Raw genomic sequence first — 14,478 nt, 5'->3', positions numbered from 1 at the left:
ACTCGAAAGAGAATGTAGATATTATTCAGTTTTGAGAGGACAAAAGTTTTCTCAAGTGATAACGTAAGTTAGCACAGAGTGTGGTGACGATAGTGAGAAGGATATACCTGTTCCCATGTCGAACACAGAAGTCAAGCTTCTTAACGCCAAGAGTAGTTGGGGGATCGCCCCCTGCGAGGGTAGGACGTTGCCATGCGATTATTCCGGCATAGCTCAGTTGGTAGAGCATCTGACTGTTAATCAGGGTGTCGACGGTTCGAGTCCGCCTGCCGGAGTTTCATTTATTTGGAGAGTTGTCCGAGTTGGCCGAAGGAGCATCATTGGAAATGATGTAAACGGGTTAAAGCCTGTTTCAAGGGTTCGAATCCCTTACTCTCCGTATAATATGATCTGACCCGTTGGTCAAGTGGTTAAGACACTGCCCTTTCACGGCAGTAACATGGGTTCGAATCCCGTACGGGTCATTTTGGAGGATTAGCTCAGTTGGGAGAGCATCTGCCTTACAAGCAGGAGGTCACAGGTTCGAGCCCTGTATCCTCCATTCCAAAAGTGTTTTGGTCCTATGGTCTAGTTGGTTAGGACGCCTGCCTGTCACGCAGGAGATCACGAGTTCGAGTCTCGTTAGGACCGTTGCACCATTTTATATATATTATTTGGCTCGGTAGCTCAGTCGGTAGAGCAATGGATTGAAGCTCCATGTGTCGGCAGTTCGATTCTGTCCCGCGCCATTGTGAACGGTATAGTTCACTTAATTTAATAACAGTCACTTATTATCAATGATAGGGATATAGTTTAATGGTAGAACTACGGTCTCCAAAACCGTCAGTGTGGGTTCAACTCCTACTATCCCTGCCATGATGGCGGTAGTGGCGAAGTGGTTAACGCACCGGATTGTGGCTCCGGCACGCGTGGGTTCGATTCCCACCTACCGCCCTTTGAGTTCGTAATTGGAACTCAGTTTGTTAGATTTTTTTAGTTGCCTCTGTGGCGGAATTGGCAGACGCGCTGGACTCAAAATCCAGTTCCTTCACGGGAGTGTGGGTTCGACCCCCACCGGAGGCATTAAAATAATTAAAGTTTGTTTCGTGTAATTATCGTGTATTTTTTACACGGGTGATTACACTTTTTTATTTGTTATGGCGGTATAGCCAAGTGGTAAGGCAGAGGTCTGCAAAACCTTCATCGTCGGTTCAAATCCGTCTACCGCCTTTTGATCGAATACGATAAGAGCTTAACTCATTTTGGGTTAGGCTTTTTTGTTTGGGTTGCGAGTAATCCTGTTTAGGAGCGTTTGGTAAGATTACAGTTGGTTAGTTAGCAAAAAAATCCCTCCCTAAAGACATAATAATCGATAGGAAGAGATCAGTTTTTAAAATGCATCATTTATGTTTATTACGCCGACGTTGTTCAAGAAGTAATTTGATGCTAAAGAACATATCGGTGAAATCATAAGCTGCAAAAGCCATTAAAATAACACGTAGAAAAGTTGACAAATTTGCAGAAACTTTCAAGTAGTAGACAAAAAAGATTCCTACAATCAAGTCAAATATGATGTTATAAATAAGAATTTGTGGTTTCTTGGTAGGAAAGATTAGTTTCAACTCCCTTCGTATTCAATATACCAGTATACTGTAAAAGTAATAAAATAACACCTACCCGACAACCTGATAATTGGTTTTATAATAATTTTGATTACGGTATTTACTTACAAGAGCTTGTAGGGATTCTGGGACCGCACTATTTTGGGAGATTTCTAAAATTGCTCGATTATATGGTTTTTGATCAAGCGGCTTTAAATTCAGTAGGGTAGTGGCGGTCTTGCCTGCAAGGTTATCAACCTGACTATCGAAAGCATCTAACGCATCTGTACTAAGTTCGAAAAAGTGGTACGTAAAAATTGAGTTCTTTTGTATTGAATCAAAAGAATTCAAGACGGTGTAGCGCTGGGGAGTTTTAAAAATCGTCGGTTGATTTGAAAAATCGACTAACTGGAAGCTATCGTTATCGTTCTGATTAGCTAGTAGTAGTAACTTTCGCGAAGAATATTTTTTTTGAATCGATTTTAAAACGGCAGAGCTGCCGAAAGAAGTAGTAATTGTTTTAAACATTGAAACACCTCCAATTTTATAACCATTATAATGCTACAATGGACAAACTAAAAATATTAAAGTTCGATAAGGATATTAATTTGCGTTAAAATGGGTTAATGATGTCACATGGAGGGATTTTATGAAGATTACAATTTTAGGATACTATGGTGGTTATCCAAGTAAAAATACGGGGACTACCGGTTACCTAGTTCAAACCAAAGATACTAATTTATTGCTCGATGCTGGATCGGCTACTCTCTTAGAATTAGAAAAGCATCTCGATCCACTAGACCTAGACGCGGTTTTACTCACGCATTATCATCACGATCATACAGCCGATCTAGGTGTTTTACAGTACCGTTGGCAATTGAATGAGAAGAAAAAAGTTGCAACGTTGCCGATTTATGGACATACAGAAGATCCGCTAAATTTTGGTGCACTAACCTGGCCCAATGCGTCCAAGGGAATTAGTTATCAAGTAAATGATGTAATTAAAGTAGGGGGATTGAAGATTTCCTTTGAAAAAACACAGCATCCGGTAGCGGCATTTGCCACCAGAATTGAGGAAGTTGCCACGGGTAAAGTCTTTACCTTTACGTCGGATACGCGTTATTTCGCGCAATTAGCTGATTTTGCGCAGAATAGTGATTTGTTAATTACGGATACGAACTTTTTGAGTGATTATCAAGGAGTTAAATGGCACCTGACAACTAAAGAAACTGCGCAATTGTTTGATAACGCACATGCCCAACGTTTAATAATTAGTCACTTGTCGCCAAAGATTGATCCAAAAATAATGTTAGAAGAAACGCAACATTTTTCAGCAAATCCAACAAAAATTGAATTACCGGCTACCGGAAAAGTTATCGAATTATAAGGGTTTTATTATAAGTAAAAGTGTTTTGTTGGTATAAGGTTATGTTTGAAAATAGCTCCTTCGTGTATTGAACACTTTTACTTTAAAAGTATTATAGGTCGATAAGCAAAAACTTTAATCCCGAATTAAGGATTATTTTTAGTTATTTTTTATAAGTAAATTTAAAAATAGTTCTAGACAAACACCCGGTAAAACTGTATAATATTAACCATAAGACAGGTAATATTTAACGACGTTAAGGGGGACATACGTTATGGTTAATTTATATACTTCACCAAGTTGCACATCTTGCCGGAAAGCTAAGGCATGGCTTGAAGAACATGGTATTCAATATAAGGAAAGAAATATTTTTTCTGAACCTTTAAGTGCTGCAGAGATTAAACAAGTTCTGCAGTTAACTGAAAACGGTACAGAGGAAATCGTTTCTCGGCGCTCAAAGGTTTTCCAAGAATTAGATGTCGATTTAGACGATCTTTCTTTAAAACAATTAATTGATTTAATTGAAAAGAACCCTGGGTTACTTCGGCGTCCAATCTTAGTAGACGACAAGCGTCTACAAGTGGGATACAATGAAGATGAAATTCGGCGCTTCTTACCACGTAAGGTAAGACAGCTTGAATTGGCAAGGGCACAAAAGATTGCTAATTTATAATGATTAATTAGGTAAGTCGGTTCGCTGACGAGATCTTAAAAAGAATAGGTAAAGTTCAAACTAAGGGGCTAGGAAAATACTTTTTCCGGCCCCTCTTCATTTTTACTTGATTACAGACCAAAAATGGTTGAATCAGCTATGAAAGTGGAATTTTTAATGAATTTATGGGATAATCGTGGGGAACCTAATATATACTAATATTAGTGGGTTCTTTTCATTCAGTTTCGTTAAACTGGAGGTGCTGCTTAATGGAAATGGAACGAATTAATGAAGATACCATTCGAGTCAAGATCAGCTCAGAAGATTTGAGCGAAAGGGGAGTTACCTTCCTAGACTTGCTTGATAATCACAAAGAAATAGAAAACTTTTTTTATTCTGTATTAGAAGAAGTAGATACTGATCATCAATTTGCTAACAATGATGCAGTAACTTTCCAAGTTTTACCAAATCGTAATGGCTTAGAATTGTATATTAGTAAAAACCCCGCTAACGGAATGGAAGAGGCAATGAAATCAGTAGCGAAGAACGAATCACCTAGTAACGAAGAACTAGATGAAGTCTCTGATTTCTTGAAGAAAAAGCTTGCTGAAACTGATGGACAAGATGCCAATATGAGCAATCCGAGCCGTGATGCAGATCCGGCAGACTTTAATAGTTATGGTAGCGATAGTGACGACACCCAAACAAAGGTAATTAAACTTAACGATTTTGAAGGCTTACCAGGAATTGCGGCCGCGATTAGCGATGTGAACGGTCTGGATTCGGTCCTTTATCGCTATAAAGATAGTTACTATTTAGAGTTGGTTTTCTATATGAGTGAAAATACTCCCGAGTTGGTCAAGGATAATTTAGCTTTGGCGTACGAGTATGGCGATCAAACGTCAATTACTAGCGAAGTACTTCGCGAACACGGGAAAACAATTATTGATAGTGCTGCTTTAGAGTTAGCAAAACACTATTTTAAAGCGTAACGATTAGCCAGAAAACGGCTTTGAGGTTAGGGAAATCTGAACAGATTTTTCCTTAACCTCTTTTTTGTGGAAAAGTAGCTGCTATTTTATGAAAATGCGTAAAAACATTTATTTCCGCGAATAATCTCTTTTAGCTTGCGTATTTGCTAATAGAGGTGAATTTAATGAAGGTTGCATTAACAGAAACGGGGAAATTGGTGAAAGCCGCTACTGCAATTGCTAAGGGCAGATACTATTGCCCACAATGCCACCGGCCATTACGACTATGTGCAGGACGTTATCGAAATAAGTATTTTGCTCATGTAGCTGAGAATAAGCCAAAATTAGGGAGCGAAGAAAGTCGACGGCACAAAATTGGAAAAACACGACTTAGAGATTACTTTATGAAATTAGGCCTAGAAGTGCAGACGGAATATTATTTTCCAGACATTAAACGGCGTGGAGACGTGGTGGTGCGGGCACATGGCGAAATCTACGTGATTGAATACCAGTGTAGTCCCATCACGGTTTCGGAAATTCGCCAAAGAACGTACGATTACCAGCAAGTTAGTAAACATGTTTACTGGATTGCAGGACCGCAACACTGTAAGGAAAAGGGACTGCTAGCGACGATGCAAAAGTTTGGTCGGTACGCCACGCGCTACGGGTGGTGGTTTTTAGCGTGGGATGCTTTAGCCGATAATACACCGTGGTTGTTTTATCAAGTTTACCGGCAACTATTTGGCAAAGTCACCTACTTAAAACAGCCCCTGCTAGTAAATGATTCTAAAATTAGTATTCAAACTAAACCAAATTCTTTAACTAATTCAACGAACTTAATTAGGGAAGTTCGCCAACTTGAAAGACACGTGTTGGGAACAAAAATTGATCAACGTTATCTTAAGGTGCAACAGCTTTGTTATGAAAAGGGCCATTCTTTACTAGGGTGTCCGTGGGTGGTACACGTTCCCCAAAACTGTACGGATTTTTGGCATTTGAGTCCGCCAATTTTAAATCGGATTTGTATTTTACTTATGCTGGAAGAACCAAACGGTGTTAATGGTTGGATTAGTGAAGAGGTGGATCAAGAATTTTGGAATTACTTAGTTAATCATCATTGGATAGTTAAACGAGAGCAACGGTGGCAGTTTCGAGGGAGGGCAGTTACTTGGTTTCCGGATGCATCCACCAAAATAAATGCTTTGAAAGGTAATCTTAATGAATTGAGAAAGTAAATTGCTGGAAAGATTTTACAAAAAAGGCTGGAACTTAATCCAGCCTTTAAATTTGCTGTGGTATGAGAATAAGTCTGGCTAAATAAATTTCAAGACAACTCCCTGAATAGAATTTGTCTTGAAATTCTATTAATCAGAAAAATAATTTCGGTGCTCTTACAAGCTAAAGTGTCTCGGGAATAAATGAATTATCGTCATCAGATGCTAGTTTCAGTTTACAAACTGAAGCGAGGGTCTGGTAATCATAATGATCCATTAAAATGCCATATTCCTCATCTTTTACGTTAAAGATTACCGCAGCGGGGATGCTTTCGGCACCCATTTCATGGGCCAATTGTTGGTCATGTTTAAATTCCTTTTGGACCATTTCAGAACGCCGGTCATCTTCAAACATGGTTAAGTCTAAACCAACTTGTTGAGCAAGTTGACTGCCTAGTTCGATAGAATAGCTTTCGCCCTTGTCGATTACTGACTTTTGCATGGCAACTAAGAACTGGCGGCCTTTAGCACGCCCTTGGTAACAAGCAGCCTTGTAATCGAGGCAAGTTAAATACATGCGGTTAAATAGGTCGTTGTAATTACCATTTTTGACTTGGTTATGCTTCATATAGTTTAAGACAACCTGCATATTTAAAACCGGAAAGATTTTTAAATCTACTTTTTCCTCAGCACGGCCAAAATAGCGAATGGTCTCCTTTTCACATTTGAAGCATTCATCACCCCACGGAGTGATGAAAAGGTATGTTTCCAGCATTTAAATTCCTCCAAAGAATACGTAAGTCAAACTGATTATACTTTAACAAATTATGGCATAAAAGCAATTATTTTGCTTGAAAAACTCTGGAGAATGTTTAAAATAGTTGAGCGTGTTTCTATGATAAAATAGAAGAGGTTGTTAAATTGATTCGGGGGGATCCGTATGATTGAAGATTGGAATAGTTTTTTATTGCCGTATGCACAGGCTGTTTCAGAGCTAAAGGTTAAGCTAAGAGCAATGCGCACACAATTTTTAAGAAGTGACGAAGAAAGTCCAATTGAATTCGTTACTGGGCGTGTGAAGCCGGTAGATAGTATTAAAGAAAAGATGGTTCGGCGCCAAATTTTAGAAGAACGAATTGAACAGGATATGCAAGATATCGCGGGCGTGCGGGTAATGTGTCAGTTTGTAGAAGACATTTATCAGGTGGTTGACCTGATCCGAAAACGAACCGACATGACCGTGATTGAAGAGCGGGATTATGTGGAAAATGAGAAGCCGAGTGGGTATCGGTCGTACCACATCGTGATTGAATACCCAGTTCAAATGTTAACCGGGCAAAAGAAAGTCTTGGCTGAAATTCAAGTCCGGACTTTAGAAATGAATTTCTGGGCAACCATCGAACATTCGCTAAATTACAAGTTTAACGGTAATTTCCCTGCAGAGCTACGAACTCGCTTGCAGAAGGCATCCGTTAAGTCGTACGAATTAGATAAAGAAATGTCAGACATTCGTAAACAAATTTTATTAGCACAAAGGGAACAACGTGATGAATAAAATGAAAATAGCAATCTACCATTCAGGTGACGAACACTCGATCGAAGTCGGCCAAGATTTGAGCCAAATCTTACGGGAAAATCACATTGCTTTGGATGATCAAGACCCCACGGTGGTAATCACAATTGGCGGCGACGGCACTTTACTATCGGCAATCCAGAAGTACTTACCAATTATTGATCGAGTTCGCTTTGTGGGCGTTCATACGGGACATTTAGGTTTTTATACCGATTGGCGAGATTATGAGTTAGACGACTTGGTTAAGGCGCTGAAAAGCGATGGATGTTCCGAGATTGGGTATCCGTTATTAAATATTGACGTGATCCATACCGACGGAACGAAGGCTAATTATAAGGCGATTAACGAATCTACGTTACGGAAATTAAACGGTACTTTAGTTGCGGACGTTTTAATTGGGGATCAATTATTTGAGCGTTTCCGGGGGGATGGACTTTGCATTTCAACCCCGACCGGATCAACCGCGTATAACCGGTCGGTTGGCGGAGCAATCGTGCATCCGCAGTTAGAAGCAATGCAAATGGCGGAGATTGCTTCGATTAATAACCGTGTTTTCCGGACGGTGGGGGCTGCACTAATTTTAGCGCCAAATGAGACCGTTACGATTCGGCCTTTGCCAAGTTATCACCGAACTTACAATTTTACGGCGGATCGGCTAGGAATCTTAGATAAAAATGTGCAATCCGTACATTACGGAATTGCAGTTCCTAAGGTAAAGTTTCTTAAATACCGGCACACTGGTTTTTGGAACCGGGTGCGGAATTCGTTTATTGGTCAAATAGATGAAATTTAGTTGGCAAGTTCAAGATGAGTCCCCTCAACATCTACGAACTTTTTTGACACGGAAACGGATTTCCCGAGCACTATTAAAAAGTATTAAGTTTAATGGTGGGAAAATTTTAGTTAATGAGCAGCCGAAGCGAACTAACGAGATGGTGACTGCTGGTGACCAAGTAACCGTTGAATTACCGCCAGAGCCAGGGAACCCTCACGTGGTTCGGTCTCGTCAACCAATTGATGTGATTTACGAGGACCAGGACTACTTAGTGGTAAACAAGCCGCCATTTTTGCCAACGGTGCAGTCCGCCCGAAATCAAACGGATACCCTAGTAAATCGCGTTAAGAATTATTACGCGGAAAGGGATTATGAAAGCCAGGTTGTTCACGTGGTGACCCGACTTGATCAAGATACTTCGGGGCTAGTTTTGTTTGCCAAACACCGGTTTGCACATACAATTATGGACCAAGATTTACGACAACACCGGGTGCAAAAATATTATTTAGCAATGGCGACGGGAAGGTTTGCACAAAGTCACGGATTAATTGACGCCCCGATTGAAAGGGACCCAGCTTCCTTTATTAAGCGCAGGGTGGCCAGCGCTGGCAATGGGAAACCTTCAAAAACCGAATATTGGGTACTGGAGCAGACTGCTACGGATTCCCTGTTAAAAGTGCAGTTACACACTGGACGAACCCATCAGATTCGGGTTCATTTTAGTGAACTTCACCATCCGTTGATTGGAGATCCGCTTTATAACGAAACTTCCTTTAGGAGTTTACAAAGGCAGGCGTTGCACTGCTTTTCATTGAAGTTTGAGAATGTGTTTAGAGGAAAGAAAATTGACGTACAAGCGCCAATTCCAAATGACATGCTTGAATATTGGAAGAAAGAAAAGGATAAAGAATAATGGATAATACTCAAGCGATTTTTGATAAATTAAAATTAGAATTAAGTAAAGAAGATGCAAAGAGTTTCAAGGAAGACTTCCTTGACTTACATAATTATGATCAGGGGCGTTTTTTTGGGGAGCTAACCGGTCCTGAACGGCAACTGGTTTATCAATACCTCAGCCCAGATGAACTGGCGGACGCCTTTGACGAAATTGACGATGAGCCTGATTTGATTGCGGAATACTTAGATGAAATGACTCCGCGATATGCGGCAGCGTTGTTGAACGGGATGTATGATGATAACGAAGCCGACGTATTGGGGGCGGTTCGCAATGATAAGTTGCACAAGTTACTATCGTATATGCAACCCGTGGATGCGGCTCGCGTCCGGCAACTGCTAAAATACGAAGATAAGACGGCGGGGGCGTTGATGACTACCGAATTTATTTCGGTAGCGGTCGATGCCACGGTCGGTTCCGCAATGAACCAGGTTAAGCAAGAAGCCCAATATGCGGAAACTATTTCGTACATTTACGTAGTAAACGAATCTAACCAACTAATTGGGGTAATCTCCGTTAAGGACTTGATTGTTAATCCTGACGACGTATTTATTAAACGAATTATGAATACCAACGTGGTGTCGGTATTGGATAACGAAGACCAAGTTGAGATTGCCACTCAAATTCGGGACTACAATTTTATTGCGATACCGGTAGTCGATAAGAACAATAAAATGTTGGGAATCATTACCGTTGACGACATCATCGACGTAATTGACGAAGAGTCCGCCCAAGATTATTCACGGTTGGCCGGGGTTGGTACGGAAGACCTGTCGGAAAATCCTTGGGCAGCTTTCAAGAGCCGGATGCCTTGGTTAGTAACCATGTTATTTTTGGGATTGATCAGTGCGGTCGTGATTAGCCAATTCCAAGGGGTTCTTGACCGATTTGGCGTACTGGCAGTTTTCATCACTTTGATTACCGGGACGGCTGGTAACGCAGGTACTCAAAGTTTGGCGGTCGCAATGCGCCGGTTGGCAAATGACGAAGATGACAATAGTGGATTTAAAATTATTTTAAATGAAATTCTAACGGGACTTTTAACTAGTGTACTTACTGGTTTAGTGATTTTCGTCGTAGTATTGCTTTGGCAACACAACTTAATGCTTGGCATAATTGTTGGGGCAGCCATGTGGGGAGCTATTTTTATCGCTAATTTGGTAGGTAGTTTAATTCCGATTATTCTGGAAAAGTTAGGTCAAGATCCAGGGGTAGCTAGCGGACCACTGATTTCCACCGTTAGTGATATTATTTCAATTTTAATTTACTTTAACATTGCGACAATTTGCTTAGCGAACTTTCACTAGGACAGGTTAATTAATAGTATAAAAAGCATCGTGATAATTCCATGAATCAGGGGAATTACCACGATGCTTTTATTTTAGGATTAAACTAATTTCGAGCCGTGTAGTTCGGGAACGTGAAGTTGTTCAGCAATTTCAGCAGCGTTATCAACGGTGACGCCACCACCCGGCATTACGATGATGCGGCCCTTAGCGTATTCAACGGTTTCCTTGAGGTGGCTAAGCGTATCTTCAATGGGTTTAGTTAACGGACCACCATGGGTTAAGATCCGATCCACGTCGTGGTCAATCAGCCAATCAATACTAGCGGCTTGGTGCTCAACCGGAATCGCGTCAAAAGCCATGTGGAAGGTGATTTGCATACCACCGGCAGCACCGATTAATTGTTCCATTGCCTCTTCGTCAATGGTTCCTTGGGGAGTCAATGCACCGAAAGCTGCACCATCAACGCCAAGCTGTTGTGCTTGGAAAAGGTCGGCTTCCATCATTTTTAATTCAATATCGTTATAAACAAAGTTGCCGCCCCGGGGCCGGATCATAGCCATAACCGGAATGTGATGTTCGCTAGCGTATTTCTGGCTTTCCGCCATTACCCCGTGACTGACGGTAGTGCCGCCCACCGCTAAGTTGTCACAAAGCTCAATTCGATTAGCCCCGTTGGCAATTACCCGGGGAATGTCAGTGTAATTTTCTACTGGAACTTCTTTAAGCATAATTAACCTCGTTTTTATTTAAAGTAGACGCAAACCACTTCTGGAGCGGCAAAGTCTTTTTGAATAAGTTTAAGTTTACCATTCTCGGAATTTCTTTCAAATAAACTCAAGTTATTGGTGGTCTGGTTGCCACAAACAAGAAAACGCTCGTCAGCATTTAGGGCAAAATCACGGGGGAAACTGCCTGCAATGGCAAAATTTTGGATTAGTTCGAGGGTGCCATCGTCATTAACCGCAAAAACGGCGATTGAATCATGGCCCCGGTTGGATACATAAACGAAACGGTTGTCGCTAGTAATTCTAATTGCGGCGGCTCCATTATGTTGCTCCCAGTCGTCGGGGATGGTTTTTAGCGTTTGAACGTGACGAAATTCACCATTGTGGTAATTAAGCACTTCTACTTCACTTGCCAATTCACCAACTAAATAAGCCGTGTTTCCTTGTTGGTTAAATACAACGTGACGAGGGCCAAACCCTGGAGCAGTTTCGTACTTAGAAACCGTTTGGAAGCCGGTGGCTGCATCATAATCTAAAATAAATACTTCATCACAACCTAAATCACAGACCACAAGGTGCTCATCGGGAGTACGATCTACGTAATGGGGATGGGCTTCACTTTGTTCTGGACGCGGGCCGGAGCCTTGATTAGTAAAAGTGTGTGCTAAATTAAGGGTTCCGTCGGCTTGAATTTGATACGCATGAACGGTGCCTTCGTGATAATTAGCGTCAAAAACTAGGTGACGGTGTTCGTCTACGGTTACGTAAGCAGGCGGGGTTCCCGGCTGTACTAAATGTTGTAAAACTTGAGAACGATCGCCTAGTTGAGTTACCGAAACGCCTCCTTGATCTTGGTAACGATCGACAGCATACAGCATTTGCTGTTGACTTACCGTTAGATAGGTTGGGTTTTCTACTTTAGCAACTAATTGTAAGTTTTGGAGTTGTTTTTGGGTTGTATCAAGTTCAACTTGATAGATTCCTTCACTGGTTTGTTTGGTGTAGGTACCTAATAAAATGGTTTCAATCATAGCACTTGTGCTCCTCTCTAGGTAAAACTCACCGTTAAGTATAGCATATTTCACGGATTGAATACGTTTTCTGAAGGTGTGAGAACCCCACTATGGTACAATAAAATCATAATGAGTAAGGGGTGTGTTAAATGATTTCAGCTAAGGTAAAAAGTATTGGACCAGAGGCAATTGCTAAGCAAGATCGGTTAGCAATTTTGTTTGACGAAACCGCAACGCCAGATTTAAAGAAAATTGCGGTTGTCCAAGAAATTGAAAAAGATAATGATCAGCAATTTAATTTAAAAGCGGGTTCACAAATCGTAATTGGTGAACAAACCTATGACGTTAAATTTGTTGGTAGTTTGGTAAATCAAAATTTGCAAAGCATTGGTCACACGACGCTGGTTTTTAAAGAGGTACCTGAACAGCCGTTGGCGAGCGCAATTTACCTTAGCCCGGATGTTTTTCCCGACTTTAAAGTGGGGGAAACTATTCAATACAAGTGATTGGACGGTGAAAGTTGATGGAACGCAAGCCTAAAGTACCTAGGTGGAGAACGTGGTTTAACCAGTTAGTACTCAATAACCGGCCGGTCGTTAGTTTGATCATCGTGTTATTAGTGTTACTAATTTTATTTATGTTTTCAAAAGTTACCTGGATTTTCAAGCCGCTGGAAGACTTCTTTAAAATTGTGGGATTTCCCATTATTTTAGCGGGCGTTTTGTATTACTTGTTGAATCCGTTGGTTGATCGGTTAGAAAGCCGCTTTAAAATGAAACGGGTGGTTTCCATCAGTATTATTTTTGTCGGGGTGGCTATCTTAATCGTTGCTGGAGTAGTGGCGGTGATTCCCGTGATTCGGGAACAAACTGCAGCGCTAATTCAAAACTGGCCAGATTATTGGAACGCTGCTATAGAAAAAATCAATGGTATCTTAAATGACCCACGCTTAGGTGATTTTCAAAAGCAATTCCACGGAGTTAGTAGCGAAACTATTCAATCGTGGTCAAAGAAAGTAACGAGCGTTGCCAATAATACGGTCACTTCGTTGGGAAGCGTATTGAGCTTAATTACGAAGGTGGTGATTGGCATCATCACCATGCCGTTTATCTTGTTTTACTTATTGCGGGATGGACATGACCTTCCAGAATACCTAGCGAAGACTTTTCCCGTACGGTATCGGCCTCAATTTCTCCAGATCCTTGGTGAAATTAATACCCAATTAAGTCAGTATATCCGGGGACAGTTAGTGGTCGCATTCTTCGTGGCCCTGATGTTTTTTATTGGTTACTTAGTAATTGGGCTAAAATTTGCACTTACCCTCGCAGTTGCGGCAGGATTTTTAAATTTAATTCCTTACTTGGGGTCGTTTTTAGCAATGGTTCCTTCCATAGTAATTGGCGCGTTCATCTCGCCGGTGATGTTGGTCAAGGTGCTGATTGTTTTTGCAATTGAACAAACGTTAGAAGGCCGTTTCATTTCACCATTAGTTTTAGGAAGCAACCTAGCGATTCATCCGGTAACTATTTTGGTGGTTTTACTAGCGTCGGGACAAATGTTTGGTTTGGTTGGTGTGATTTTTGGGATTCCTGCTTATGCAGTGTTAAAGGTACTGTTTATCCACGGTTTTGAGCTTTTCAAGCGTCGGGTAGGCGGTTACGAACAATAGCTAATTTGCAGAATGAAAAAAGTAGTGTTAGTATGCGGATGGAGCCCGTGTTACGCGGATATCGAAGGGATTTCGTTTGAAACGATTCGGGGACTTCACGAACGTAGATACTCGCCGCGCAATACCGAGTGTCTACGTTTTTAATTTTAAGACTAAATGGAGATTAAAAATGACAAATCATATTGTATTATTTGAGCCGTTAATGCCGGCTAATACCGGAAATATTGCCCGAACTTGTGCGGGAACTAACGCGGTATTACATTTAATTAAGCCACTGGGTTTTGAAATCAGTGATAAGACTTTAAAACGGGCCGGCTTAGATTATTGGGACAGCGTTAAGGTGGTTTACCACGATAACTTACCTGATTTTTTAGCGACCGTTAAGGATCGAAAACGACTTTTTGTGGTTTCTAAATTTGCTTCAAAAGCTTATACTCAAGCTGATTATACTGGAGCTGAAGACGACGTGGATAACTACTTTCTTTTCGGGAAGGAAACGACTGGACTACCGGAAGCCTTTATGCGCCAATATGCGGATTGTGCAATCCGTATTCCGCAAAATGACCAACATATTCGGGCATTGAACCTATCAAACTCGGTAGCAATTGTGATATACGAAGTTTTACGACAACAGGAGTTTCCTAACTTAGAAATTAGTCATGAATACGAAAATGATAAATTGAAATAGGGTTAGAT

Annotated in this window: 16 protein-coding genes, 10 tRNA genes and 1 rRNA gene; 23 read left to right on the top strand and 4 right to left on the bottom strand. The window is 41.0% G+C overall.

All coding sequences use genetic code 11. The features are described from left to right. Positions 1-79 precede the first annotated feature (79 nt). The 11 genes from rrf (at position 80) to NL111_RS06575 (ending at position 1,209) form a co-directional block, all read left to right on the top strand. Positions 80-196, top strand: a 5S ribosomal RNA gene (gene rrf, locus NL111_RS06625). A gap of 6 nt (positions 197-202) precedes the next feature. Further along, positions 203-275 (top strand) — tRNA-Asn (locus tag NL111_RS06620). Between the two features lie 12 nt (positions 276-287). Then, positions 288-379: transfer RNA gene (locus tag NL111_RS06615), tRNA-Ser, on the top strand. Between the two features lie 13 nt (positions 380-392). Next, positions 393-464 (top strand) — tRNA-Glu (locus NL111_RS06610). A 4-nt stretch (positions 465-468) separates the two neighbouring features. Then, positions 469-541 (top strand) — tRNA-Val (locus NL111_RS06605). A gap of 15 nt (positions 542-556) precedes the next feature. After that, positions 557-630: transfer RNA gene (locus NL111_RS06600), tRNA-Asp, on the top strand. A 25-nt stretch (positions 631-655) separates the two neighbouring features. Beyond that, a tRNA-Phe gene (locus tag NL111_RS06595) sits at positions 656-728 on the top strand. Between the two features lie 53 nt (positions 729-781). Beyond that, positions 782-855: transfer RNA gene (locus NL111_RS06590), tRNA-Trp, on the top strand. Positions 856-860: 5 nt separating this feature from the next. Next, positions 861-933: transfer RNA gene (locus NL111_RS06585), tRNA-His, on the top strand. Positions 934-978: 45 nt separating this feature from the next. Next, positions 979-1,062, top strand: a tRNA-Leu gene (locus NL111_RS06580). 76 nt (positions 1,063-1,138) lie between these two features. Next, positions 1,139-1,209: transfer RNA gene (locus NL111_RS06575), tRNA-Cys, on the top strand. Between the two features lie 443 nt (positions 1,210-1,652). On the opposite strand, the gene NL111_RS06570 is transcribed toward NL111_RS06575, so the two are convergent. Further along, entirely contained in the window at positions 1,653-2,108 is a 456-nt protein-coding gene (locus NL111_RS06570; RefSeq protein ID WP_002832012.1) for a hypothetical protein, read from the bottom strand. A 121-nt stretch (positions 2,109-2,229) separates the two neighbouring features. Between NL111_RS06570 and NL111_RS06565 the strand changes: the two genes are divergently transcribed. The 4 genes from NL111_RS06565 (at position 2,230) to NL111_RS06550 (ending at position 5,804) form a co-directional block, all read left to right on the top strand. Then, entirely contained in the window at positions 2,230-2,967 is a 738-nt protein-coding gene (locus NL111_RS06565) for an MBL fold metallo-hydrolase (protein WP_002830543.1), read from the top strand. A 253-nt stretch (positions 2,968-3,220) separates the two neighbouring features. After that, positions 3,221-3,619, top strand: coding sequence for a transcriptional regulator SpxA (gene spxA, locus NL111_RS06560; protein WP_002832011.1), 399 nt, complete (start codon positions 3,221-3,223; stop codon positions 3,617-3,619). 248 nt (positions 3,620-3,867) lie between these two features. Then, on the top strand, positions 3,868-4,590 hold the full coding sequence (locus NL111_RS06555) for an adaptor protein MecA (protein ID WP_002830539.1): 723 nt from the start codon (positions 3,868-3,870) through the stop codon (positions 4,588-4,590). Positions 4,591-4,754: 164 nt separating this feature from the next. Beyond that, positions 4,755-5,804: a competence protein CoiA gene (locus NL111_RS06550; protein WP_285110070.1), complete on the top strand. Its 1,050-nt coding sequence runs from the start codon at positions 4,755-4,757 to the stop codon at positions 5,802-5,804. A gap of 163 nt (positions 5,805-5,967) precedes the next feature. Here NL111_RS06550 and NL111_RS06545 read toward each other — a convergent pair whose 3' ends face one another. Continuing rightward, positions 5,968-6,558, bottom strand: a complete 591-nt coding sequence (locus NL111_RS06545) for a DsbA family protein (RefSeq protein WP_002830536.1) — start codon at positions 6,556-6,558, stop codon at positions 5,968-5,970. 165 nt (positions 6,559-6,723) lie between these two features. On the opposite strand from NL111_RS06545, the gene yjbM reads away from it, so the two are divergent. The 4 genes from yjbM to mgtE are packed head-to-tail and all read left to right on the top strand — an operon-like array spanning position 6,724 to position 10,393. Beyond that, positions 6,724-7,338, top strand: a complete 615-nt coding sequence (gene yjbM / locus NL111_RS06540) for a GTP diphosphokinase (RefSeq protein ID WP_002832006.1) — start codon at positions 6,724-6,726, stop codon at positions 7,336-7,338. Position 7,339: 1 nt separating this feature from the next. After that, entirely contained in the window at positions 7,340-8,149 is an 810-nt protein-coding gene (locus tag NL111_RS06535) for an NAD kinase (protein WP_002830534.1), read from the top strand. Next, positions 8,139-9,044 carry an RluA family pseudouridine synthase gene (locus tag NL111_RS06530; protein WP_004165990.1) on the top strand — a complete coding sequence of 302 codons (906 nt, stop codon included), beginning with the start codon at positions 8,139-8,141 and terminating at the stop codon, positions 9,042-9,044. The genes NL111_RS06535 and NL111_RS06530 overlap by 11 nt, the downstream gene beginning before the upstream one ends. Continuing rightward, positions 9,044-10,393, top strand: coding sequence for a magnesium transporter (gene mgtE / locus NL111_RS06525; RefSeq protein ID WP_002832003.1), 1,350 nt, complete (start codon positions 9,044-9,046; stop codon positions 10,391-10,393). The genes NL111_RS06530 and mgtE overlap by 1 nt, the downstream gene beginning before the upstream one ends. An 80-nt stretch (positions 10,394-10,473) precedes the next feature. Here mgtE and NL111_RS06520 read toward each other — a convergent pair whose 3' ends face one another. Continuing rightward, on the bottom strand, positions 10,474-11,103 hold the full coding sequence (locus tag NL111_RS06520) for a copper homeostasis protein CutC (protein WP_270515367.1): 630 nt from the start codon (positions 11,101-11,103) through the stop codon (positions 10,474-10,476). A gap of 14 nt (positions 11,104-11,117) precedes the next feature. Beyond that, positions 11,118-12,131 (bottom strand): lactonase family protein, encoded by a 1,014-nt coding sequence (locus NL111_RS06515; protein ID WP_270515365.1) that lies wholly within the window; start codon positions 12,129-12,131, stop codon positions 11,118-11,120. 131 nt (positions 12,132-12,262) lie between these two features. Here NL111_RS06515 and NL111_RS06510 point away from each other — a divergent pair, with 131 nt between their 5' ends. From NL111_RS06510 to NL111_RS06495, 4 genes are read left to right on the top strand one after another with little or no spacing between them, the layout of a single operon-like run. Beyond that, positions 12,263-12,619 (top strand): PTS glucitol/sorbitol transporter subunit IIA, encoded by a 357-nt coding sequence (locus tag NL111_RS06510; protein WP_002830528.1) that lies wholly within the window; start codon positions 12,263-12,265, stop codon positions 12,617-12,619. 17 nt (positions 12,620-12,636) lie between these two features. Further along, positions 12,637-13,782, top strand: a complete 1,146-nt coding sequence (locus NL111_RS06505) for an AI-2E family transporter (RefSeq protein ID WP_270515793.1) — start codon at positions 12,637-12,639, stop codon at positions 13,780-13,782. Between the two features lie 12 nt (positions 13,783-13,794). Then, positions 13,795-13,926 (top strand): hypothetical protein, encoded by a 132-nt coding sequence (locus tag NL111_RS06500; protein WP_255050926.1) that lies wholly within the window; start codon positions 13,795-13,797, stop codon positions 13,924-13,926. A gap of 25 nt (positions 13,927-13,951) precedes the next feature. Further along, the gene (locus NL111_RS06495; RefSeq protein WP_004165988.1) at positions 13,952-14,470 is read left to right on the top strand and encodes a tRNA (cytidine(34)-2'-O)-methyltransferase; all 519 of its coding nucleotides are present in this window, start codon (positions 13,952-13,954) and stop codon (positions 14,468-14,470) included. Positions 14,471-14,478: the final 8 nt, after the last annotated feature.

Source organism: Pediococcus sp. AC40, from assembly GCF_030252485.1.
In the GTDB taxonomy this organism is placed as follows: Bacteria; Bacillota; Bacilli; order Lactobacillales; family Lactobacillaceae; genus Pediococcus; species Pediococcus acidilactici.
The sequence above is the reverse complement of the archived record's forward strand: the minus strand, read 5'-3'. Positions and strand labels throughout refer to the sequence as shown.

What these genes read in the sequence shown, in the direction of transcription:
- NL111_RS06570 (WP_002832012.1), bottom strand. Translation starts at nt 2,108, where the DNA reads ATGTTTAAAACAATTACTACTTCTTTCGGCAGCTCTGCCGTTTTAAAA.
- NL111_RS06565 (WP_002830543.1), top strand. Translation starts at nt 2,230, where the DNA reads ATGAAGATTACAATTTTAGGATACTATGGTGGTTATCCAAGTAAAAAT.
- spxA (WP_002832011.1), top strand. Translation starts at nt 3,221, where the DNA reads ATGGTTAATTTATATACTTCACCAAGTTGCACATCTTGCCGGAAAGCT.
- NL111_RS06555 (WP_002830539.1), top strand. Translation starts at nt 3,868, where the DNA reads ATGGAAATGGAACGAATTAATGAAGATACCATTCGAGTCAAGATCAGC.
- NL111_RS06550 (WP_285110070.1), top strand. Translation starts at nt 4,755, where the DNA reads ATGAAGGTTGCATTAACAGAAACGGGGAAATTGGTGAAAGCCGCTACT.
- NL111_RS06545 (WP_002830536.1), bottom strand. Translation starts at nt 6,558, where the DNA reads ATGCTGGAAACATACCTTTTCATCACTCCGTGGGGTGATGAATGCTTC.
- yjbM (WP_002832006.1), top strand. Translation starts at nt 6,724, where the DNA reads ATGATTGAAGATTGGAATAGTTTTTTATTGCCGTATGCACAGGCTGTT.
- NL111_RS06535 (WP_002830534.1), top strand. Translation starts at nt 7,340, where the DNA reads ATGAAAATAGCAATCTACCATTCAGGTGACGAACACTCGATCGAAGTC.
- NL111_RS06530 (WP_004165990.1), top strand. Translation starts at nt 8,139, where the DNA reads ATGAAATTTAGTTGGCAAGTTCAAGATGAGTCCCCTCAACATCTACGA.
- mgtE (WP_002832003.1), top strand. Translation starts at nt 9,044, where the DNA reads ATGGATAATACTCAAGCGATTTTTGATAAATTAAAATTAGAATTAAGT.
- NL111_RS06520 (WP_270515367.1), bottom strand. Translation starts at nt 11,103, where the DNA reads ATGCTTAAAGAAGTTCCAGTAGAAAATTACACTGACATTCCCCGGGTA.
- NL111_RS06515 (WP_270515365.1), bottom strand. Translation starts at nt 12,131, where the DNA reads ATGATTGAAACCATTTTATTAGGTACCTACACCAAACAAACCAGTGAA.
- NL111_RS06510 (WP_002830528.1), top strand. Translation starts at nt 12,263, where the DNA reads ATGATTTCAGCTAAGGTAAAAAGTATTGGACCAGAGGCAATTGCTAAG.
- NL111_RS06505 (WP_270515793.1), top strand. Translation starts at nt 12,637, where the DNA reads ATGGAACGCAAGCCTAAAGTACCTAGGTGGAGAACGTGGTTTAACCAG.
- NL111_RS06500 (WP_255050926.1), top strand. Translation starts at nt 13,795, where the DNA reads ATGAAAAAAGTAGTGTTAGTATGCGGATGGAGCCCGTGTTACGCGGAT.
- NL111_RS06495 (WP_004165988.1), top strand. Translation starts at nt 13,952, where the DNA reads ATGACAAATCATATTGTATTATTTGAGCCGTTAATGCCGGCTAATACC.